Annotated in this window: 18 protein-coding genes and 1 riboswitch; of the genes, 10 read left to right on the top strand and 8 right to left on the bottom strand. The window is 70.8% G+C overall.

What is annotated here, in order from left to right:
- The first annotated feature begins 18 nt into the window (after window positions 1–18).
- Entirely contained in the window at window positions 19–1,878 is a 1,860-nt protein-coding gene (asnB, locus tag ACQPZQ_RS23560; RefSeq protein WP_433284059.1) for an asparagine synthase (glutamine-hydrolyzing), read from the top strand.
- Window positions 1,879–1,941: 63 nt separating this feature from the next.
- Window positions 1,942–2,736 carry a DUF427 domain-containing protein gene (locus ACQPZQ_RS23555; RefSeq protein WP_433284057.1) on the top strand — a complete coding sequence of 265 codons (795 nt, stop codon included), beginning with the start codon at window positions 1,942–1,944 and terminating at the stop codon, window positions 2,734–2,736.
- 18 nt (window positions 2,737–2,754) lie between these two features.
- Here the strand turns inward: ACQPZQ_RS23555 and ACQPZQ_RS23550 are convergent, their stop codons facing one another.
- Window positions 2,755–3,207 (bottom strand): MarR family winged helix-turn-helix transcriptional regulator, encoded by a 453-nt coding sequence (locus ACQPZQ_RS23550; protein WP_241035665.1) that lies wholly within the window; start codon window positions 3,205–3,207, stop codon window positions 2,755–2,757.
- A 40-nt stretch (window positions 3,208–3,247) separates the two neighbouring features.
- Window positions 3,248–4,210 (bottom strand): type I pantothenate kinase, encoded by a 963-nt coding sequence (gene coaA, locus ACQPZQ_RS23545; RefSeq protein ID WP_433284056.1) that lies wholly within the window; start codon window positions 4,208–4,210, stop codon window positions 3,248–3,250.
- Window positions 4,211–4,459: 249 nt separating this feature from the next.
- On the opposite strand from coaA, the gene ACQPZQ_RS23540 reads away from it, so the two are divergent.
- The 4 genes from ACQPZQ_RS23540 to ACQPZQ_RS23525 all read left to right on the top strand — a co-directional run bounded on the left by ACQPZQ_RS23540 (window position 4,460) and on the right by ACQPZQ_RS23525 (window position 9,767).
- The gene (locus ACQPZQ_RS23540) at window positions 4,460–5,818 is read left to right on the top strand and encodes a hemolysin family protein (RefSeq protein ID WP_433284054.1); all 1,359 of its coding nucleotides are present in this window, start codon (window positions 4,460–4,462) and stop codon (window positions 5,816–5,818) included.
- Window positions 5,811–6,863 (top strand): hemolysin family protein, encoded by a 1,053-nt coding sequence (locus ACQPZQ_RS23535; protein WP_433284053.1) that lies wholly within the window; start codon window positions 5,811–5,813, stop codon window positions 6,861–6,863. Before ACQPZQ_RS23540 ends, ACQPZQ_RS23535 begins: the two co-directional genes overlap by 8 nt.
- Window positions 6,864–7,263: 400 nt before the next feature.
- Window positions 7,264–8,148 (top strand): 3-methyladenine DNA glycosylase, encoded by an 885-nt coding sequence (locus tag ACQPZQ_RS23530; RefSeq protein WP_433284052.1) that lies wholly within the window; start codon window positions 7,264–7,266, stop codon window positions 8,146–8,148.
- Window positions 8,149–8,639: 491 nt separating this feature from the next.
- Window positions 8,640–9,767 (top strand): M91 family zinc metallopeptidase, encoded by a 1,128-nt coding sequence (locus tag ACQPZQ_RS23525; protein WP_433284050.1) that lies wholly within the window; start codon window positions 8,640–8,642, stop codon window positions 9,765–9,767.
- A gap of 166 nt (window positions 9,768–9,933) precedes the next feature.
- Here ACQPZQ_RS23525 and gcvP read toward each other — a convergent pair whose 3' ends face one another.
- The 6 genes from gcvP to ACQPZQ_RS23495 form a co-directional block, all read right to left on the bottom strand.
- The gene (gcvP, locus tag ACQPZQ_RS23520; RefSeq protein WP_433284048.1) at window positions 9,934–12,822 is read right to left on the bottom strand and encodes an aminomethyl-transferring glycine dehydrogenase; all 2,889 of its coding nucleotides are present in this window, start codon (window positions 12,820–12,822) and stop codon (window positions 9,934–9,936) included.
- A 152-nt stretch (window positions 12,823–12,974) separates the two neighbouring features.
- A riboswitch (glycine riboswitch) is annotated at window positions 12,975–13,083 on the bottom strand.
- Window positions 13,084–13,380: 297 nt separating this feature from the next.
- A complete protein-coding gene (locus tag ACQPZQ_RS23515) occupies window positions 13,381–13,959 on the bottom strand; it encodes a MerR family transcriptional regulator (RefSeq protein ID WP_169394762.1) in 579 nt (192 codons plus the stop codon).
- Window positions 13,960–14,097: 138 nt separating this feature from the next.
- The gene (locus ACQPZQ_RS23510) at window positions 14,098–14,571 is read right to left on the bottom strand and encodes a bifunctional nuclease family protein (RefSeq protein WP_169394763.1); all 474 of its coding nucleotides are present in this window, start codon (window positions 14,569–14,571) and stop codon (window positions 14,098–14,100) included.
- Between the two features lie 103 nt (window positions 14,572–14,674).
- Window positions 14,675–15,127, bottom strand: coding sequence for a glycogen accumulation regulator GarA (gene garA / locus ACQPZQ_RS23505; RefSeq protein ID WP_241035656.1), 453 nt, complete (start codon window positions 15,125–15,127; stop codon window positions 14,675–14,677).
- Between the two features lie 110 nt (window positions 15,128–15,237).
- Window positions 15,238–15,621, bottom strand: a complete 384-nt coding sequence (gene gcvH / locus ACQPZQ_RS23500; RefSeq protein ID WP_241035655.1) for a glycine cleavage system protein GcvH — start codon at window positions 15,619–15,621, stop codon at window positions 15,238–15,240.
- 9 nt (window positions 15,622–15,630) lie between these two features.
- On the bottom strand, window positions 15,631–16,257 hold the full coding sequence (locus tag ACQPZQ_RS23495) for a CDP-alcohol phosphatidyltransferase family protein (RefSeq protein WP_433284046.1): 627 nt from the start codon (window positions 16,255–16,257) through the stop codon (window positions 15,631–15,633).
- Window positions 16,258–16,330: 73 nt separating this feature from the next.
- Here ACQPZQ_RS23495 and ACQPZQ_RS23490 point away from each other — a divergent pair, with 73 nt between their 5' ends.
- The 4 genes from ACQPZQ_RS23490 to ACQPZQ_RS23475 all read left to right on the top strand — a co-directional run bounded on the left by ACQPZQ_RS23490 (window position 16,331) and on the right by ACQPZQ_RS23475 (window position 20,431).
- On the top strand, window positions 16,331–16,852 hold the full coding sequence (locus ACQPZQ_RS23490; protein ID WP_433284044.1) for an OsmC family protein: 522 nt from the start codon (window positions 16,331–16,333) through the stop codon (window positions 16,850–16,852).
- Window positions 16,849–18,417 carry an acetolactate synthase large subunit gene (locus ACQPZQ_RS23485; protein WP_433284042.1) on the top strand — a complete coding sequence of 523 codons (1,569 nt, stop codon included), beginning with the start codon at window positions 16,849–16,851 and terminating at the stop codon, window positions 18,415–18,417. The genes ACQPZQ_RS23490 and ACQPZQ_RS23485 overlap by 4 nt, the downstream gene beginning before the upstream one ends.
- A 164-nt stretch (window positions 18,418–18,581) precedes the next feature.
- Window positions 18,582–19,475, top strand: coding sequence for an MEDS domain-containing protein (locus tag ACQPZQ_RS23480; RefSeq protein WP_433284040.1), 894 nt, complete (start codon window positions 18,582–18,584; stop codon window positions 19,473–19,475).
- Entirely contained in the window at window positions 19,472–20,431 is a 960-nt protein-coding gene (locus tag ACQPZQ_RS23475) for an ATP-binding protein (RefSeq protein WP_433284038.1), read from the top strand. Before ACQPZQ_RS23480 ends, ACQPZQ_RS23475 begins: the two co-directional genes overlap by 4 nt.
- Window positions 20,432–20,455: the final 24 nt, after the last annotated feature.

The raw sequence follows: 20,455 nt of genomic DNA, 5'->3' as shown, positions 1-20,455 counted from the left end.
ACTCAGGGAGCCCCGAACATGTGCGGCATCTGCGGATGGGTGGATTTCGAACGAGACTTGACGACCCCCGACGCCCAGCGGGAGCTCGCCGCCATGACGGCGACGATGGCCTGTCGCGGTCCCGACGACGAGGGCACCTGGGTCGAGGGCCCAGTGGCACTCGGACACCGCAGACTCGCGATCATCGACATCCAGGGCGGCCGCCAGCCGATGACGCTCGAGGAGGAGAGCCGGACCAGCCTGGCGCTCGTCTACAGCGGCGAGACCTACAACTTCCGGGAGCTGCGTGAGCGGCTCGCCGGGGCAGGCTGCCGGTTCCAGACGAGCAGCGACACCGAGGTGGTGCTGCAGGCCCACCGTGAGTGGGGCCGGCGCGACCCGCGTGACGCCGTGCGTGAGCTCAACGGGATGTTCGCCTACGCACTCTGGGACTCCGCGAACCACGAGCTGCTGCTCGTCCGCGACCGGCTCGGCATCAAGCCGCTCTACTACTACCCCACCGAGCAGGGAGTGCTGTTCGGCTCCGAGCCCAAGGCGATCCTCGCCAACAGCCTCGCCGAGCGCGCTGTCGACGCCGACGGCCTGCGCCGCGCACTCGGATTCGTCGCCGACCCGCACAACGCCGTGTTCCGCGGCATGCGCGAGGTCCCGCCCGGCTACATCATCCGGGTGACCCGCGACGGGATCCAGGAGCTGCGCTACTGGCAGCTCACCGACACCGCACACACCGCCGACGTGCCCACCACCGTCCGGCACGTCCGAGAACTGCTCGACGACACGATCCAGCGGCAGCTCATCTCCGACGTGCCGCTGTGCACACTGCTGTCGGGCGGGCTCGACTCCTCGGCGATGACCGCGCTGGCAGCCCGCTTCAGCACGGAGCGGATCCGTTCCTTCGCCGTCGACTTCGTCGGCTACACCGACAACTTCAAGCCCGACGCGATGCGCGCCACGCCCGACGGCCCGTACGTACACGAGGTCGCGGAGTTCGTCGGCACCGACCACACCGACATCACCCTGTCCTCCAACGAGCTCATGGACCCGGACGTGCGGGCCGCCGCCCGCCACGCCCGCGACCTGCCGATCACCATGGGCGACATCGACAGCTCGCTCTACCTGCTGTTCCGGGCGATCCGGCAGCGCTCGACGGTGGCGCTGTCCGGGGAGTCGGCCGACGAGGTCTTCGGCGGCTACCAGATGTTCCACGACCCCATCTACGTCAAGGCCGACACCTTCCCCTGGCTGGGCGGCAACGCGCTGCGCCTGGAGAGCACTCAGCGGTTCCTGGACCGCGGGCTGCTCGGGAAGCTCGATCTCCCCGGCTACATCGACGACCAGTACCGCAGGGCTCTCGCGGAGGTGCCCGAGCTGACCGGTCCGGCCGCGGCGGATCCGCACGAGCGGCGCATGCGCGAGATCTCCTACCTGTTCCTCACCCGCTTCCTGCCCATGCTGCTCGACCGCAAGGACCGGATGAGCATGGCCGTGGGGCTGGAGGTGCGGGTGCCCTTCTGCGACCACCGCCTCGTCGAGTACGTGTTCGGCACACCGTGGGCACACAAGACCTTCGACGGGCGTGAGAAGAGCCTGCTGCGGGCCGCCGCCGCCGACGTGCTGCCGCAGTCGGTCGTGCAGCGGGTCAAGAGCCCCTACCCGTCCACCCAGGACCCGACCTACGACCAGATGCTGCGCACCGACTTCACCGCGCTGCTGAAGAACCGCGACTCCGCAGTGGCACCCTTGCTCGACGTCGCCCGGGCCCGGACAGAGCTGGACGCACCCGACAGCGGCGCAGTGTTCGGCGACCGGTGGGGCCTCGAGCAGATCCTCACGCTCGAGTCCTTCCTGACCGACTACCACGTGAGTCTCGCCGTCTGAGCAGGCGAACCCACCCGCGGTCCCGTAGGGAAGCTCGGCGCCCGGTGCGGCGTTGGGCTTCCCATGGGCCTCACTCGCAACGACGCACCGCTGTCAGCAGGTGCGCCGAAGACCGTCAACTACCGCATCGACGGACCCGCCCACAAACTCTTGATGCACCCGTTCCCGCGCCGGGTGCGGGCGGAGTTCGCCGGCCGAACGGTGCTCGACACCACCCACGGCGTGCTGCTCCACGAGACCGCGCTGCCGGCGCGGTTCTACGTTCCCGAGGCCGATCTCGACGCCTCGGCGTTCGTCCCGAGCGACCTCACGACGCACTGCCCGTTCAAGGGTGACGCCACCTACCGCTCACTGCGGGTGGGGGACCGCGTCGTGGAGAACGCGCTGTGGGCCTACCCGGACCCGACGCCCGCTGCCCCCTGGCTGGCCGGCTACGCCTCCCTGTACTGGGAGGCCGCCGACGCCTGGTTCGACGAGGACGAACCGGCGCGAGCGCTGACCGACCCGTACCACCGGGTGGACGTGCGCCGGTCGGCCCGCCACGTGCAGGTGCTCGCCGGCGACACGGTGGTCGCCGAGTCCAACGCCGCTCTGGTGCTCGACGAGACCGGGTACCCGCTGCGCTGGTACCTCTCGCCCGACGACGTCGTGGTGCCGCTCGAGGCCACCACCACCAGCACGTACTGCCCGTACAAGGGCGACGCGAGCTACTGGACGGTGCGGCTGCCGGACGGCCGTGAGCTCACCGACGCCGCCTGGGGCTACCCGGAGCCGCTGCCGGAGTCGTCGCGGATCGCCGGCCGGGTGAGCTTCATGCACGACGACCTGAGGGTGCTGGTCGACGGCGAGCCGGCCTGACCCGGGCCGGGACGCGCCTCAGTTCTCCTCGTCCACCAGCAGAGCTTCGAGCGCCGGCAGCGCCACATCGAGGATGCGCCGCTGCTCGGGATCGAGGCGGGCCAGGCGCCGCGCCACCAACGCCGTGCGGTGCGAGCGCACCTCGGCCAGCCGCGCAGCGCCCTGCTCGGACAACACGATCCGCACGCCCCGGGCGTCATTGGGGTCCGGGGTGCGGATCACGAGGCCCTGCTCGTCCAGGGATGCGAGCACCCTGCTCATCGTCGGAGCCGTCACGGCCTCCCGGCGCGCGAGCTCCGAGAGCCGCAGCGGCCCGTGCTGTTCCACAGTGACCAGCGCGGACAGCTGTAATGGCGGGATCGACTCCCGCCCGTCGATCCGAATACGGCGGTTCAGCCTTCCGACGACCAGACGCAGCCGGGCTGCGAGCTCGGTCTGCTCGTCGGTGTCGACGTGGTCAACGCTGGTCATCCGACCATCGTGCCAGGCCTTCTCTCGGCCGTCGCTTCGGTCACACTTTCCGTAGCCGGATGCCGGTGATGTTGTGTTTCGGACCCTTGCGGAGCACGAGGCTCGCGCGGCCGCGCGTGGGCTTGATGTTCCGTTCCAGATTCGGCCCGTTGATCTCCGCCCAGATGCTCTCGGCCCGCGCGATCGCTCCGGCCTCGTCCAGCGCGGCATAGCGCCGGAAGTACGACTCGGGATTGCGGAACGCGGTCTCGCGCAACCGCAGGAAACGCTCCACGTACCAACGCCGGATGTCGTCCGTCGCCGCGTCGACGTAGACGGAGAAGTCGATGAAGTCGCTCACCGCCAGCGCCGCGCCGCCCTCGCGCGCCGGCTGGGCAGGCTGCAGGACGTTGAGACCCTCCAGCAGCAGGATGTCCGGACGGTGCACCGTGAGCCGCTCCTCGGGCAGGATGTCGTACACCAGGTGCGAGTAGACCGGGGCCGTCACCTCGGCCCGCCCGGCCTTGACCTCGGTGACGAACCGCAAAAGCGCCCGCCGGTCGTACGACTCCGGAAAGCCCTTGCGGGACATCAGCCCGCGCCGCTCCAACTCGGCGTTGGGATGCAGGAACCCGTCGGTCGTCACCAATTCCACGCGCGGGTGCTGTGGCCAGCGGGCCAGCAGGAGCCGCATGAGCCGCGCCGTTGTGGATTTCCCCACAGACACCGATCCTGCGATCCCGATCACGAACGGGGTGCGCGCGGTCCGGGCGCCCAGGAACGTCCGGTACGCCCGGTAGAGCCGTCCGCCCTCCTGGACGTGCATGGTGAGCAACCGCGACAGCGGCAGGTACACCTCACGGACCTCGTCGAGGTCGACCTCGTCACCGAGGCTTCGGACCTGGTCGAGCTCCTCCGCCGTGAGCGGGAGTGGAGTGTTCTCGCCAAGCTTCGCCCACGCCGCCCGGTCGAAGTCCACGAACGGCGAGGACGTTTCGCGCGCACCGTTGCGACTGCCGTCCATGACCGTGCAACTTAGATCCCCCGGGCCGGTCACCGCTTCGAGACGTGACCGGCGTGACGTCCGGAGAACCTGCCGTACGACGTGGGTCTGCCCCTGCAGGCAGTGCGATTTAAGATGAGGGCTCCGCCTGACGAGGAGCACGCCTGTGCCCCGTGCACACCCCGCCGAGCCGGGTTGCAGTAGAAGGCCGGGTCCCGCCCGGCACACAGTCCGTCCGCCCTGCGGTCATGTCCGTCGTCGGCGCAGCCGATGAGCGTCCTGTGGTCGATCCTCGGGTTGGTCGCCGTCGCCCTGCTCACCCTCGGAACGGCCATATCCGTGGCGTCCGAGTTCGCCCTCACCGCGCTCGAGCGCAGCCAGGTCGACGCCCACGTCGCCGAGGTCGGCGACCGGCGCGCCCGCACCGTGCAGAAGGCTCATCGCGCGCTGTCGTTCCAGCTCTCCGGTAGCCAGCTCGGCATCACCGTCACCACGCTGGTCACCGGCTACATAGCCGAACCCGCCATCGCCTCGCTGTTCCGTCCGGCACTCACCGCGATCGGCCTGTCGGACGGGCTCGCCGCCGGGACCGCCACCGTGCTGTCACTGCTGCTCGCCACGGCGCTGTCGATGGTGTTCGGCGAGCTCGTGCCGAAGAACCTGGCCATCGCCGACCCACTGCGCACCGCACGTGCCGTGGTCTGGTTGCAGAGCGGCTTCGCCCACGCGTTCCGATGGCTCATCACAGGGCTCAACGGCGCGGCCAACACCATCGTGCGGCGGCTCGGCGTCGAACCCGCCGAGGAGCTGCGCTCGGCACGTTCGCCGAGCGAGCTGAGCTCGCTGGTCCGCTCCAGTGCGCAGCACGGCACCCTGGACGCCGGCACCGCCACCCTGCTGGACCGATCGCTGCGGTTCACCGACCGTGTCGCCGAGGACCTGATGACCCCCCGGGTGCGGGTCGAATCCCTCGACGCCGACGACACCGTGGCCGATCTGGTGGCACTGGCCCGCCGCAGCGGCTTCTCACGTTTCATCGTGCACGACCGCGACCCCGACTCCGTGCTCGGCGTGGTGCACGTGAAGCAGGCATTCGGAGTGCCGGCCTCCGAGCGGGACCACGTCGCCCTGCGCGGCATCGTCCAGACCGTCCCGACGGTCCCGGAGTCGCTCGACGGCGACGAGCTGCTCACCCGGCTCCGGAGCTCCGGCCTGCAGCTCGCCGTCGTCGTGGACGAGTACGGCGGCACCGCGGGCATCGTCACCCTCGAAGACCTCGTCGAGGAGATCGTCGGCGACGTACGCGACGAGCACGACCGCGCCGAGCAGGCGCAGGTTCGCCCACTGGGCCGCGGCAGCTGGCTCGTCTCGGGCCTGCTCCGCAGCGACGAGGTGGCCGACGCCACCGGGTTCGAGATGCCCGACGGCGACTACGAGACGCTGGCCGGGCTGGTGCTCGCCCGGCTGGGACACATCCCCGACGTCGGAGAGGACATCGACGTGGACGGATGGCGTCTCACCGTCATGCGCCGCGACCGCAACCGCATCGCCGAGCTGCGCCTGGCTCGCGCCACCGCCGACCCCGACCCCGCGCCCCCTGCCCGGCAGGAGGAGGCCGCCCATGGGTAGCGACCTGCTCGCGCTGCTGGCGGCGATCGCACTGCTCGGCGCCAACGCCTTCTTCGTCGGCGCCGAGTTCTCGCTGATCTCCGCCCGCCGCGACCGGCTCGAGGCGATGGCAGCCTCCGGCACGGCGTCCGCCCGGACCGTCCTGAAGGCCGGCGCCGACCTGTCCCGGATGCTCGCGGCATCGCAGCTGGGCATCACGATCTGCTCTCTGCTGCTCGGCCGACTCGGCGAGCCGGCGGTGGCCCACCTCATCGAGCGCCCGCTGCACTGGCTGGGCATGCCGGACGCCCTGCTGCACCCCATCGCGTTCGCGGTGTCCCTGGCCATCGTGGTGGTCGCGCACATCCTCCTCGGCGAGATGGTGCCCAAGAACATCGCCATCGCCGGACCAGAACGCACCGCGATCTGGCTGGTGCCGCCGTTCCTCGCCTTCACCACCGTGATGCGGCCGCTGATCGAGCTGTTCAACGTGATGGCCAACGGTGTGCTGCGGCTGCTGCGGGTGGAGCCGCGCGACGAGCTCGAAACGTCCTTCACCCCCGGCGAGCTCGCCGACCTCATCGCCGAATCCGGACGCGAGGGCCTGCTCGACGACCACGAGTCCCGCCGCCTCAGCCGCACGCTCAGCTCGGCCGAGGCCACCGTCGGTGACGTCCTCGTACCGAGCGAGGAGATGGTGGCTCTACCGGTGAACCCGACGGTCGACGACGTGGCGCGCAGCGTCGCCGACACCGGCTTCTCCCGGTTCCCGGTCCGGGCCACCGACGGGAACTTCAGCGGATACCTCCACGTCAAGGACATCCTCGACCTCGTCGACGACCCGGACGCCGCCGTGCCGATCGAGCGGATCCGCGGCCTTCCCGAGGTGCCGGTCTCCGTCCGGCTCGACGAGGCGCTCGCCGTGCTGCGCCGCGCCCGTGCCCACCTGGGCCGCGCCGTGGACGGCCGCGGAGGGACGGTTGGCCTCGTGGCGATGGAGGACCTCCTGGAGACCTACGTCGGTGAGGTCCGCGACGCCACGCACGCACCGCGCGCGCAGGCCTGAGGGCCCGGGGGCCGATTCCGGCACGGTGATGTGCCCGCCGTGAGTACCCGCGTTATCTCATCGAGATCGCAGACGGCCACGGTCGCCGTACCCGGATACCGCGGCTGCTCCTCTGGGGGCACGTCGATCACCAGGCACTTTCCGATTGCGGCCGCCTCGACGTCGTCGAATGCGAAATGGAGATCAGGTTCGCGCCCGGCCGGTTCCACAGGAAGGGCAGCGCCTGGTCTGCGGTAGGTACGGAGAATCTGCAAGTGATCAACCATTCGTCAGCGAGCCCATTTCGGTTCCTGACCCACGATGCGAACAGCGAAAGCGATCGGAGAGGACGCTCTCGACGGTGCGCGGAAGCCGACGGCGCCCGTCCCACTCACAGTGTCCGTCGGTACCGTGGACCGCCGTGACGACCCCGGCTCCCTCCGCGGCGCCCACGCTGCTCGACGAGCCGGTGTGGCGCGAGCGCGCCGCCGCGCACCGGGCGCGTGTCGAGCGATGGACGTCGCCTCACCGGGAGCGCCGCCGCCGCGGCGAGGCGCACCCCGTCATGGACTTCCTCTTCACCTACTACTCGCTGCGCCCGGCCCGGCTCGAGCAGTGGCAGCCGGGACCCGGACTCCTCCTGCGGCACGGGGATGAGCTGCTGGGGCTCCCGGGCCACGTCCGCGACGGCGACCACGTGCGGCTCGACGTGCACTCCTTGCCTCCCCGGATCGTCACGACGGCCGCTTTCGTGCGTGACCTGCTCGTGGCGACGGCCTCCCGCCCCGCCCGGTTGGGCTGCTTCGGTCTGCACGAGTGGGCGATGGTGTACCGCAGCGACGCACCCCGGCACTCAGCTGTTCCGCTACGGCTCGGGTCGGCGGGCACCGATGCCGTGGTCGAGTCGCTGCCGGTGCACTGCACGCACCACGACGCCTTCCGCTTCTTCACACGTGCCGCGGAGCCGCTCAACGCCATCCGCCCGGAGCGCGCCGACCAGGTGGTGAACGAGCAGCCCGGCTGCCTGCACGCCACGATGGACCTCTACAAGTGGGCCTACAAGCTCGCCCCGGCGACGCCGGCCGAGCTGCTCGCCGACTGCTTCGCCCTCGCCGTGGAAGTGCGGGAGCTCGACATGCGCGCGAGCCCCTACGACCTGGCCGCCTTGGGCTACTCCCCCATCCGTATCGAGACGCCGGCCGGACGGGCCGAGTACGCCCGTGCCCAGGCCGATTTCGCCCGGCGCGCCACTCCCCTGCGGCGTCGTCTCGTGGAGCTGTGCGAGGTCCTGCTCACGGATCGCTGAGCGGCGCCCCGCGTCTGGGTGCGCGCTCCTGGTCTCTGCCTGTTTTGGTCGTCAATCTTTGATCGACGACATGTATGCGTCAATGATTGATTGACCACGGAGGAAACAAGCTCATCGAAGATCCCTGTATCAGGCCACGCCGACGCCCACTCTTCGTGCTGCGGGCGGGTGGCCGGGAGGGGGTTCACCCGCCCGCACGGCTGTCACGGCGGTCTTGCTCTGAGTGACCACAGCGTGCCCACTTCGGACCGCCCGTGACCAGCGGTTCTCTCTCCGTGAAAATCGCCGGTGATGTTGACCGCACTGATCTCGCGGCCTTGTCCCCCTCGTCCGCGCCTGTGAACCTGACCGGTACCCGGCGAAGAGGAATCGGCATGTACGCGCAAGAGCGGCCAAACACGGCCGAGGGAACCTCCCGTGGACACCGACCGCCAGCACGATCGACACCCGTCTCACGCCCACCGGTCTCGCGAGACTCGAGCCCAGGAGCGGTGCGAGCCCTGCAACGAGCGGCGGGCAATGCGGCCGTGGTCGACATGCTCCACGGTCCGGCCCGCACAGCTGTCACCGGCCACGAGCACGCACAGCACTCGCTGGTGCACGACGTGCTGCGAACCGACTCGGCCGGCCCGGTGGCCGTGGTGCAGCGGGCGCCCCAGCCGCAGGCGCTGGACGACCCTATCCAGGGATTCGTCACGGAGATGATCGCCGAGGCCGACAAGATGATCGCGAAGACCAAGTCGCTCGGTTGGCGCGTCTGGTCGAAGCCGGCCAGGCAGAAGCACTGTGACGATCTCGGAACGGTTATCGACCAGGCCGAGCACATGATCTACCCCCAGTTGCACAACGTCGCGGCGACTCCGGCCGACGAGCGACGGGAAGCCGATCTGAAGGCACTGCTCGACCAGATCCAGAACCGGCACCTCTCCTACGTCGACATCCTCCGCACTTACGACCTGCGCCCGGTCGCGCCGGATATCGACGCCGCCGACACCAAGGCACTCGAGTCGCTCTCGCGCACATGGTCACGAATCACGAGCGGACAGGGAGTTTCGATCTCGGGCAAGCCCCGAGCATTCGGCGACGACCGCGACCCTGCCGAACTCGCCGGCTTCGCGACCCAGATTCTGTCCGTTCATGCTCGGCTGCTGTCCCGGCAACGCGGCCGCGCCCTGGTCACCGACCTGACCTCACGACCTGGATCTCCTGCCGTCGGCGTCGTGCCCTACCACCCTGAGCAGGTCGAGTTCATGGGCGGGAACACCGACGTCGGGGCGGAGGCGATCGCGGACTCGACGAATGCGCTCGCGCAGAACGAGGACACTGCAGGCAGCGGTTCCACCAGCACGGTCGCGGTGCCCCACAACTTCAAGGACAGCGAGGGAGCCAAGCCGGGAGAACCCGTCACCCCTGCGTTCCTCGTGTACGGCCACGAACTGGTCCACGCGCAGCACAACATGCACGGCATCAACGTCAGGACGGTCGACGACGAGGAATCAGCGACCGTCTCCGGAACAGCGAAGTCGGATGCCCTGCACGCGAAGGTCGGGCTCCCCCGCACCACAGAGGACATGCTCCGAGACGAACACAACCTTCCACGCCGGGGCGGATACACGTAAGCGACGAGTGCCGATCGACGATCGGCACTCCCCTACGTTGCTCGGTCTATGTGGTCAACCTTTCATTTCCGGAACGCTGGCGTCATTGATTCGTTGACACATGAAGGGACTACCGACTGCGGTGAGGGCGGCGTCACGCGTCCGCCCTCACCGCAGCGGTGTCTCCTTACGAGTAGGCCTCCACGGGCGGGCAGCTGCACACGAGGTTGCGGTCCCCGTGAGCACCGTCGATCCGGCGCACGGGAGGCCACACCTTGCGGTCGTGCACGCCCGGTGTGACGCCCGTCGGGTACGCGGCGAGCTCCCGCGGGTACGGGTGGTCCCACTTGTCGATCAGGCACGCTGCGGTGTGCGGCGCACCGCGCAACGGGTTGTCCGTGACCGGCCACTCCCCCGCCGCCACGCGGTCGATCTCCCCGCGGATCCCGATCATCGCGGTGACGAAGCGGTCGATCTCGGCGAGGTCCTCGCTCTCGGTGGGCTCCACCATCAGCGTGCCCGCCACCGGGAAGGACATCGTCGGTGCGTGCAGGCCGTAGTCGGCGAGCCGCTTCGCCACGTCGTCGACGGTCACGCCCGTGTCCCGGGTGATCCCACGCAGGTCGAGGATGCACTCGTGGGCGACGTGCCCGTGCTCACCCGCGTACAGCACCGGGTAGTACTCACCGAGGCGCTTCGCCACGTAGTTGGCCGCGGCGATCGCGCTGAGGGTGGCCCGGCGCAGCCCGTCGGTTCCCATGAGCCGGATGTAGGCCCACGAGATCGGGAGCACCCCCGGGCTGCCGTGTGGCGCCGCGGACACGGCACCCACCCCCTCGGCGCCGCCACGTCCCGGCAGGAACGGGGCCAGGTGCTCCGCCACCGCCACCGGACCGACGCCGGGCCCGCCTCCTCCGTGCGGGATGCAGAACGTCTTGTGGAGGTTGAGGTGACTGACGTCGCCGCCGAACGCCCCAGGCCTCGCCAGCCCGACCAGCGCATTCAGGTTCGCGCCGTCGACGTAGACCTGCCCGCCGGCCTCGTGCACTCGGTCGCACACCTCGCGCACCCGCGCCTCGAACACGCCGTGCGTGGACGGGTAGGTGATCATCAGAGCCGCGAGCGAGGGGCCGTGCTCGGCGATCTTTGCGCGAAGGTCATCGAGGTCGACGTCGCCGGTCGGGGACGTGGCCACCACGACCACCCGCATCCCGGCCATCACGGCCGACGCCGCATTGGTGCCGTGGGCACTCGCCGGGATCAGGCAGACGTTCCGGTGCGTCTCACCCCGGCTGCGGTGGTAGGCCGCGATCGCGAGCAGGCCCGCGAACTCGCCCTGGCTACCGGCGTTGGGCTGCAAGGACACGGCCGCGTACCCGGTGAGCTCGGCGAGCCACCGCTCCAGGTCGGCGATCAGCGCGAGCGTGCCCTCGGCGTCGGCCTCGGGGGCGAACGGGTGCATGTCGGCGAACGCCGGCCACGAGATCGGCTCCATCTCGACGGCGGCGTTGAGCTTCATCGTGCACGACCCGAGCGGGATCATCGTGCGGTCCAGCGCCATGTCGGCGTCGGCCAGCCTGCGCAGCCAGCGCATCAGCGAGGTCTCCGAGCGGTGCTCGTGGAAGACCGGGTGCGTGAGGTACTCGGTGGAGCGAACCAGGCCAGGAGGAAGCACGTCCTCCGTGTCGAGGTCGAGCGCGGTGGCGTCGGCGGTGACGCCGAACGCCGCCCAGACGGCCTCCAGGTGCTCCACCGTGGTGACCTCGGAGCAGGCGATCCCCAGCGTGTCCTCGTCCACCCGCCGCAGTGCGATCCCGGCGGCGTGCGCAGCGTCGGCCACCTCCGCCGCCCGTCCCGGCACCCGCGCCTGCACGGTGTCGAAGAACTCCCCGTGCAGCACCCCCACTCCCCCGGCCCGCAGCCCGGCGGCCAGCACAGCGGCCATGCGGTGCGCCCGGCGGGCGATCCGCCGCAGCCCCTCCGGCCCGTGGTAGACCGCGTAACACGCGGCGACGACGGCCAGGAGCACCTGTGCGGTACAGATGTTCGAGGTGGCCTTCTCACGGCGGATGTGCTGCTCGCGCGTCTGCAACGCCAGCCGCAGAGCCGGGTTGCCGTCGGCGTCGCGGGACAGGCCCACGAGCCGGCCCGGCAGCTGGCGCGCATGCTTCTGCTGCACCGACAGGTAGCCGGCGTGCGGGCCACCGAAGCCGAGCGGCACCCCGAAGCGCTGGGTGGTGCCCACCGCCGCGTCGGCGCCCAGCTCCCCGGGCGGAGTGAGAAGGGTGAGAGCCAGCAGGTCGGCGGCGACAGCCACCAGTGCTCCGCGCTCGTGCGCCTCCGCGATCAGGGACGACGGGTCGGTGACCGCACCGGAAGCGCCGGGGTAGGACAGCAGGAGCCCGAACAGCTCACCCTCGGGCAGCCCGGCGTCCAGGTCCGCCACCACGAGATCGATGCCCAGGGGCTCGGCGCGGGTGCGGAGCACCTCGATCGTCTGCGGCAGGGTGTCGGCGTCCACGACGAACCGCGGCGACGTGGCACGCCCGGCCCGGCGCAGGAGGGTCATCGCCTCGGCGGCCGCGGTGGCCTCGTCGAGGAGGGAGGCCCCCGCGACGGGGAGCCCGGTGAGGTCGGCGACCGTGGTCTGGAACGTCAGCAGCGCCTCGAGTCGACCCTGGCTGATCTCCGGCTGGTAGGGCGTGTAGGCCGTGTACCAGGCCGGGTTCTCCAGCACGTTGCGGCGGATCACCGGCGGCGTGACCGTGCCCGAGTAGCCCAGCCCGATCATCGGGACGGTCACCGTGTTGCGCGCCGCGAGAGCCCGCAACTCAGCGAGCACCTCCGGCTCGGACGCCGCGGGGGGCAAGGTCGAGGCGACAGGTGCGCGGTCGCGGATGGAGTCGGGCACCACCGCGTCGGCGAGGGCGTCGAGTGACTCCGCGCCGACCGCCGCCAGCATGGTGGACAGCTCAGCTGGTCGCGGCCCGATGTGCCGATCGACGAACGGGACACCCTGCTCGAGGTCGTGGAGCGTCGGGCGCTCCAGGGGATGCGGGGTGGGGCGGTCGGTCACTGGACCTCCGGAGGTCGGGCAGGCGGCGGGCACGCAACTGCTGCCCTCCCCCTCTGTCCCCGCCCGGTCACCGGGTGCCTGAGAGATTCACCCCGTACAGAGCGGGCTTTCCCCGTCGGCGGACGGGCACGCCCGTCGCTTTCCAGAGGCGTCTCGCCCGGGCGGTCCTGGATGCCTGAGAGGTTCCGGGGAGGAGTTGCTCCTTCGGCGCCCGATCCCCATCAGTTGAGACGGCGACCGGGACTCTCCCGCGCGGGTTCAGCGACTACGCGTCACATCGTAGCCCTCTCCCGCCGCCTGCCCTCTCCGCGCCGTTTGTCAGTCCTGTGAACCAGGTCCAGCGCCGACGATGCGTCCGACGTTCTCGTCCGAGAAGAACCCGGCAGGCGAGGTGACCCCGGCGTTCACTTGCGCGAACCCGTCCATCGCCTGCTGCTCACGGTACAGCCACCCGCTGACGGCCGTTGATCACTCCGAGATCAGCCGATGAGCCCTCGCGAGGGCGGCTACCCGGATCTCGCGACGATCTTCTCGACGCCTGGGGAAGGCGCCGCGGCTTCAGCTGATGGCACGCCGGGCGCGGCGGCGGGACAGCTCGTCCTCCGGGCTCTCGTCGACGCTGCCGCCGTCGGCCCGCTCGACCGGGAAGTCCTTGATCGACCCGCTGATCTCACGCATCGCGCCGCTCACGGCGATACCGAAGACACCCTGCCCACCCTGCAGCAGGTCGACGACCTCCTCCGGAGAGGAGCACTCGTAGACGGTGGTGCCATCGCTGAACAGCGTGATGCCGGCGAGATCGCGGATGCCGCGCCGGCGTAGGTGCTCGACCGCCACGCGGATGTTCTGCAGCGACACCCCGGCGTCCAGAAGCCGTTTGACGACCTTCAGAACAAGGACGTCCTTGAACGAGTAGAGCCGCTGCGATCCCGAGCCTGCCGCTCCACGGATGGACGGCACGACCAGACCCGTACGGGCCCAGTAGTCGAGCTGCCGATAGGTGATCCCCACAACCTGGCAGGCGGTAGGACCCCGGAACCCGACGAGCTGGTCCGGCATCCCGTCGAGGCCGGCCCCCAGCAGGGGATCGGGGAAGAGCTCACCCTGTTCAGGTGAGCCGGACGGCGGGTTCTCCACCGAGCTCCTTCCGCCGGGGCCCGAAAGGCGGGCCGTCACAGCCGACGGTAAGCGGGTGCGCGCGACCGGTCAACGCGGCGCGCCGCCGCGAGTCACCCGGAACCGGGCGTGTCGAGACCGGATGGCCTCGGCCGGGTACTACGGCTGCGCGCCGCGGAAATCCTCCGGCGAGATCGAGTCCAGGAACTCCCGGAACTTCTCGACCTCGTCCTCCTGCTCGTCGGGGATGACCAGTCCGGCCTCTGCCAGCACGCTTTCGTCGGCGTGGATCGGCACGCCGATGCGCAACGCGAGCGCCACCGAGTCGCTCGGCCGGGCCGACACCTTGATGCCTCCGTCGAAGACGAGCTCGGCGTAGAACGTGCCCTCCTGGAGATCGGTGATCCGCACCTGCTCCAGCCTGCGGCCCAACCCCGTGATCACGTCCTTGAGCAGGTCGTGGGTCAGCGGTCGGGCTGGTTTGACTCCCTGCTGCTCCAGGGCGATCGCAGTGGCCTCGACCGAACCGATCCAAATCGGGAGGTACCGGTCGCCGCTGGTCTCCCGCAGCAGGAGGATCGGCTGGTTCGCGGGCAATTCAACCCGGACACCCACGACGCGCATCTCGCTCATGCGCTTCCCTCCTCCTGACGGTCCTGCAGTGTCGACGCTACACGGCGCACCCGGCCCGCGCCCGCCTCCGGACGGGCGTCGAGCCTCCGTATTGCGCCAGTCCTCAGCCTGTGGCGCCCGGCTCGCGCGGCCCGGTGAGGAACACGAGCCGGAACTTGCCGATCTGCACCTCGTCGCCGTTGGCCAGAACGGCGGTGTCTACCGGCTCCCGGTTGACGTAGGTGCCGTTGAGGCTGCCGACATCGACGACGACGAACTCGCCGGCGTCACTGCGGAACTCGGCGTGGCGGCGCGAGACCGTGACGTCGTCGAGGAAGATGTCGCTGTCGGGGTGGCGCCCCGCGCTCGTGGACGGCCGGTCGAGGAGGAACCGCGACCCCGCATTGGGCCCGCGCTTGACCACCAGCAGGGCTGCTCCTGCAGGTAGCGCGTCGACGCCGGAGACCGGCTGGTCCTGGGCGGGGGGCTCGACCTCGGAGAGGAAGTCCGCTCGGAAGACCGAGGTGGTCTCCGGGGAGCGCTCCGGGGGCACGCCGGGCCCGTCGTTCGTGGTCACCTCGGGGTCTCCTCCTGCATGGATGTAGCAACGTTCATTTGTGATCTGTGCGGCCCACGTGCCGTGGGTTCCGCAAACCTACCGCGCGGCGGCGTCCGGTTCCGGCCCGGTCAGCTTCCCGTGAGCTCGCCGTACGCCGTCGCGTCGAGCAGGTCGCCCAGTGCGGCGGCATCGTCGGCCAGCCGGACGTCCATCATCCAACCTGCCTGGTAGGGCCCCGAATTGATCAGCTCGGGGCTGTTCTCGAGGGAGTCGTTGACCGCGACGACCGTGCCGGACACGGGAGCGTAGATATCCGACACCGACTTGGTGGACTCGACCTCGCCGACCGCCGCACCGGCGGTGACGGTGTCACCGACTGCGGGCAGCTGCACGAAGACGACGTCACCGAGCTGGGACTGGGCGTGATCGGTGATGCCGATCCGAACCACCCCGTCCCCCAGGTCGCGCACCCACTCGTGGGCTTCGGTGTAGCGAAGGTCCTCGGGAATCACGCGAGGAGCCTAGTCCCCGCCTCCGACACGGCCACCAACCCCCGGCGGCTGCGCCGGCGACCGCATCGCGAGTACGAACTGCGCCAGATACAGCGCCCCCGAGTACAGGTAGAGCGCCGTGCCCCAGATCGCGAAGCCGTACCCGAACGGCCGGGCGAGCTCGCCCCAGAAGTCCGTGTTCTGCCCGAGCAGGAGCAGCGGAAACGCGTAGAGCAACAGGAACGTGGCGCCCTTGCCGAGGTAGGTGACCCGGTAGGGGGCATAGCCCCGGCTCCGCAGCACGGGAAGCGTGGCCGCCAGCACCAGGTCGCGGCAGACCAGCGCCACCACTCCCCACCACGGCACCACGTCGCGGGCGCCGAGGGCGATCAGCGCGGCCAGGATGTAGAGCCGGTCGACCGCGGGGTCGAGCATGGCGCCGAGGCGGCTGTATTGCCCGAGCAGTCTGGCGAGCTTGCCGTCGAGCCAGTCCGTGAAGCCGCCGACGGCCAGCACGAGGATCGCCCACCCGTCGGCGCGCGGCACGAGGAGCAGGTAGAGGAACAGCGGTACCCCGGCCAGCCGCAGCACGCTGAGCAGGTTCGGGACCGTCACGATGCGGTCGGCCCGGGGCCGCGTCGTCGGCAGGTCGGGCACGTCAGGAGCCTACTGGTGCGGCCGGTTCGGCTCGCGGCTGCACAGGACACCCCGGCCAAGGCAGGATCATCACATGGACGCTTCCGCTCTCAAGGAGATGCAGGCCCCGCTCAAGGCGCAGTACCGGGACGATCCCACCGCCGCGCTGATCACTCTGAAGGCCGAGGGAGAGCTCGACGGCACCGGCGTGGCCTGCCGGGTCCGCACCGCCACGGCGCTGGCCGAGGCCGGTCTGCACCCGGCCACCGGGGGTGACGGCTCGCAGCTGTGCTCCGGGGACATGCTCCTGGAGGCGCTCGTCGCCTGTGCGGGCGTCACCCTCCGCGCGGTCGCCACCAACATGGGGCTCGATGTGAGCGGCACGGTGCACGCCGAGGGCGACCTCGATTTCCGGGGCACGCTCGGCGTCGACAAGGAGGCTCCGGTCGGGTTCCGCGACATCCGCCTGACCTTCGATCTCGACACCAGCGCCGACGCCGACCAGGTCGCCACCCTCATCAAGCTGACGGAGCGCTACTGCGTGGTGCTGCAGACACTGGTGTCATCGCCCGCCACGTCCGTGCACGTGAACACCGCCGGGACCGCCGCGCAGTGAACGGGGCCCGCGCACTCATCCGGTCACTGGTGGCGAGCGGGGTCGACGTCTGCTTCGCCAATCCCGGCACGTCGGAGATGCACTTCGTGGCGGCGCTCGACGCGGTGCCGCAGATGCGTGCCGTGCTGACCTTGTTCGAGGGCGTCGCCACCGGCGCAGCCGACGGCTACGCACGGATGGCGGGCCGGCCGGCCGCCACCCTGCTGCACCTCGGTCCGGGCCTGGGCAACGGGCTGGCCAACCTGCACAACGCCCGCAAGGCGGGGGCGCCGATCGTCAACATCGTCGGCGACCACGCCATCGAGCACATGAAGTTCGACGCGCCGCTGCAGTCGGACATCGGGCCCGTCGCCGGATCGGTGTCGGGCTGGGTGCGCCACAGCGCGAGCACCGCCGACGTCGGGTCCGACGCCGCGGCAGCGGTCGCCGCGGCCCGGGAGGGCCAGGTCGCCACGCTCGTGCTGCCCGCGGACGTCAGCTGGGCGCAGGACGGCGGAAGCGTCGCGGAGCCGCTGCCGACCGCTCCCCTGCAGCCTGCCGACCCCGATGCCCTTCGGTCCGCGGCGCGCGCACTGCGGTCGGGCGAACCGTGCGTGCTGTTGGTGGGCGGCGACGCAACGCGGGCCGACGGCCTGGCCGCCGCCGACCGGATCGCGGCGGCGACCGGCGCCACGGTCCTGGCCGAGACGTTCCCGACCCGGATGGAGCGGGGAGCCGGGGTGGTCCCGGTGGAGCGGGTGGCCTACCCCGTCGACGTGGCGCTTCGCCAGCTCGCCGGGGCGCGCCACCTGGTGCTCGCAGGCGCCCGGTCCCCGGTGGCGTTCTTCGCCTACCCCGATAAGCCCTCCGAGTTGGCGCCCCCGGACTGCGAGGTCCACCCGCTGGTGCCGGGCCGTGACGGGCTCGCCACCGCCGCGCTGGAGGAGCTCGCCGACCTCCTCGCGCCGCGCACGACCGCGAGGACCGCGGAGCTCGCGCGCCCCGCACTCCCCAGCGGTGCCCTGACCGTCCAGACCGCCGCTGCGGTCGTCGGCGCCCTGCTGCCCGAGGGGGCGGTGGTCGTGGACGAGGCGGTCACATCCGGCACCGGACTGCCCGCGGCGACGGCGACGGCACCACGCCACGACTGGCTCACGGCCGTCGGCGGGTCCATCGGATGGGGCCTGCCCGCCGCCACCGGGGCCGCGGTGGCCTGTCCCGACCGTCCGGTCTGGTGCCTGCAGGCCGACGGGAGCGCCATGTACACGATCTCGGCGCTGTGGACCCATGCCCGCGAGGCACTCGACATCACCACCATCGTCTACAACAACAGTGCCTACGCCATCCTGCGGATGGAGCTGCAGCACGTCGGCGCCGCCGGGCTCGTCGAGAACGGCGGGGAGCGGGCCAGGGCCTTGTTCGACCTCGGCCGGCCGGATCTCGACTTCGTCGCGCTCGCCCAGGGGATGGGCGTCCCGGCGGTCCGGGTACACACCGCAGAGGAGATGATCGAGGCACTCCGGCGGGCCTCGGCCGAGCCCGGGCCGCACCTCGTGGAGGCGATGGTCCCGCCGCTCGTGCCCTGACAGGCCCGTTCGTCGCGGCAGGTCGCCGGTTCGTCCCACCCCCCGCCGGGAACGTCCCGGTTCGGGGGGTGTCCGACGTAGAGTGTCGTTCACGTGACGCAGCGTTCTGTCCGTGATCGGGCCGCCGCGTCGGGGACATGCCGGGCGGCTCCGCGGGAAGCGTGATGGTGAGAACGGTCGAGGACCTACGGTCCGTCGACCATGCCTGCGCCATTCCGGTGAGCGACGAGCAGCTGTGGGAGATGACGTCCGCGTATGTCGCCGCAGGCCTGGCAGCGGGCGAACAGGTCGTGTACTTCGACGACGGCACCGCCGACTGCGTCATCGAGCGGCTGGCCGACGACTGCGTGCCGATCGCGGAGTCGCTGCACGACGGCAGCCTGATCGTGGTGCCGCCCGACACCACCCGCGCCACACTGCGCAGCCCACCCCCGTACGTGCAGGACCTCATCTGCAGCACCGTCGACGACGCGGTCGAGCGGGGCTACACCGGCGTCCGGCTCACCGGGCAGCTGAGCTACGCGCTGCAGCGGGCCGGCGGTGTCTCGCTGCTCCAGTACGACGACGCGTTCGACGAGGTCATCCGCGTGCGCCCGGCCCGACTCCTGTGCCTCTACGACCGCCGCCGGTTCCCCGACGGCGCCATCGAGGAGCTGCGCGCCCGCCACCACACCGAGCTCGTCGTCCCCGCGATCTACGACGACAACCTGTTGCGCATCACGAGCACCGGGCCGGGCTGCGCCCGACTGGCAGGCGAGGTGGATCACAGCAACCGCCCGCGCATCCGCAGGCTGCTCGAGACGGCACTGGACGACGCACTGCGGTCGCACGCGGGCCCCACCGACATCACGCTCGACCTGTCCTCCCTGCGGTTCCTCGACGTCGCGGCAGCCGTCAGCCTCGTGCACGCGGCGGAGGAGTTCCCCAGCTCCCACCGTCTGATCCTCACCGGCGTGCGGCCGCGCGTGGTGCGCGTCCTCGACCGCTGCGGCGCCCCCTTCGCCGCCCAGCTCGTCGTCAAGACCCGGCCCGACCACACGCTCCCGGAGGCCCGATGAGGATCGAGACCACCCGGTCGGCAGTCGCGGTCCGCCTCGAGCACGCGGTCGGCTACTACAGCTCCGACGCCGAACTGCTCGCCCAGCTCGTTCCGCTGGCCCTCGCGGGCCTCGAACGGGGCGAGCCGGTGGCGCTCGCGCTGCGGCCGCGCACGCTGCGGGCCGTGTACGCCGAGCTGGGCCGGGCAACGGGATTCGTCGAGCTCAGCAGCCCCACCGGGCCCGACGGCGCATCCGGGCAGACGGTGGCGGCTCGGTGGGCCCTGGAGGTGCGGGAGCTGACCTCCGTCACCGGGGGTCCGGTCGTCGTGCTCAGCGAGCACATCAGCGCCCTCGACGGCGCCGACGGCGGCTTCTGGACCGAGCTGGACGCCGCGGTGAACGTCGCGCTGACGGATCTCCCTGTGCAGATGACGTGCTTCTTCCCGGAGCTGCCGCTGCACCTGGAGATTCTCGACGGGGCCCGGCGCAACCACCCGTCGCTGCTGGTTGCAGGCAGGTTGCTGCACAACACCCAGCATCGCTGCCCGCGAGACGTGCTTGCGATGCGGCCTGCCCCGGCCCCCACGCTGCTGGGCCCACCCGACGTCCGGATGACGTTCAGCGCGTGGCAGCTGCACGAGGTGCGCTCGGCGGTCGGCGAGGCCCTGCACACCGCGGGCTACGGCCGCACGCGCGCCGAGGACCTGGTTCTCGCCGTGAACGAGGTGGCCACCAACGCCGTCGAGCACGGAGCACCCGAGGCGGAGCTGGCCATCTGGACCAGCATCGGCGGTGGGGTGGTGTGCGAGATCCACGACCGTGGAGCCCTCACCGACCCGCTACCCGGCCTGCAGGCCCCCCATCCCGCCGACCCTCGCGGGCGTGGTGTCTGGATCGCGCGTCAATTATGCGATTCGCTGCATGTATGGGCCGATCGATGGGGCACCCATGTCCGCATGCACGCCAGTCCGTGACGTAAGATCTGCACGGCGCGTCAC

This window comes from Pseudonocardia sp. CA-142604 (assembly GCF_050948475.1).
Classification (GTDB): Bacteria; Actinomycetota; Actinomycetes; order Mycobacteriales; family Pseudonocardiaceae; genus Pseudonocardia; species Pseudonocardia alaniniphila.
The sequence above is the reverse complement of the archived record's forward strand: the minus strand, read 5'-3'. Positions and strand labels throughout refer to the sequence as shown.

Excerpts from the sequence above, each read along its gene's own strand:
- ACQPZQ_RS23555 (WP_433284057.1), top strand. The coding sequence starts at position 1,942 with ATGGGCCTCACTCGCAACGACGCACCGCTGTCAGCAGGTGCGCCGAAG.
- asnB (WP_433284059.1), top strand. The coding sequence starts at position 19 with ATGTGCGGCATCTGCGGATGGGTGGATTTCGAACGAGACTTGACGACC.
- ACQPZQ_RS23535 (WP_433284053.1), top strand. The coding sequence starts at position 5,811 with ATGGGTAGCGACCTGCTCGCGCTGCTGGCGGCGATCGCACTGCTCGGC.
- ACQPZQ_RS23510 (WP_169394763.1), bottom strand. The coding sequence starts at position 14,571 with ATGAGCGAGATGCGCGTCGTGGGTGTCCGGGTTGAATTGCCCGCGAAC.
- ACQPZQ_RS23480 (WP_433284040.1), top strand. The coding sequence starts at position 18,582 with ATGGTGAGAACGGTCGAGGACCTACGGTCCGTCGACCATGCCTGCGCC.
- coaA (WP_433284056.1), bottom strand. The coding sequence starts at position 4,210 with ATGGACGGCAGTCGCAACGGTGCGCGCGAAACGTCCTCGCCGTTCGTG.
- ACQPZQ_RS23490 (WP_433284044.1), top strand. The coding sequence starts at position 16,331 with ATGGACGCTTCCGCTCTCAAGGAGATGCAGGCCCCGCTCAAGGCGCAG.
- ACQPZQ_RS23540 (WP_433284054.1), top strand. The coding sequence starts at position 4,460 with ATGAGCGTCCTGTGGTCGATCCTCGGGTTGGTCGCCGTCGCCCTGCTC.
- ACQPZQ_RS23475 (WP_433284038.1), top strand. The coding sequence starts at position 19,472 with ATGAGGATCGAGACCACCCGGTCGGCAGTCGCGGTCCGCCTCGAGCAC.
- ACQPZQ_RS23550 (WP_241035665.1), bottom strand. The coding sequence starts at position 3,207 with ATGACCAGCGTTGACCACGTCGACACCGACGAGCAGACCGAGCTCGCA.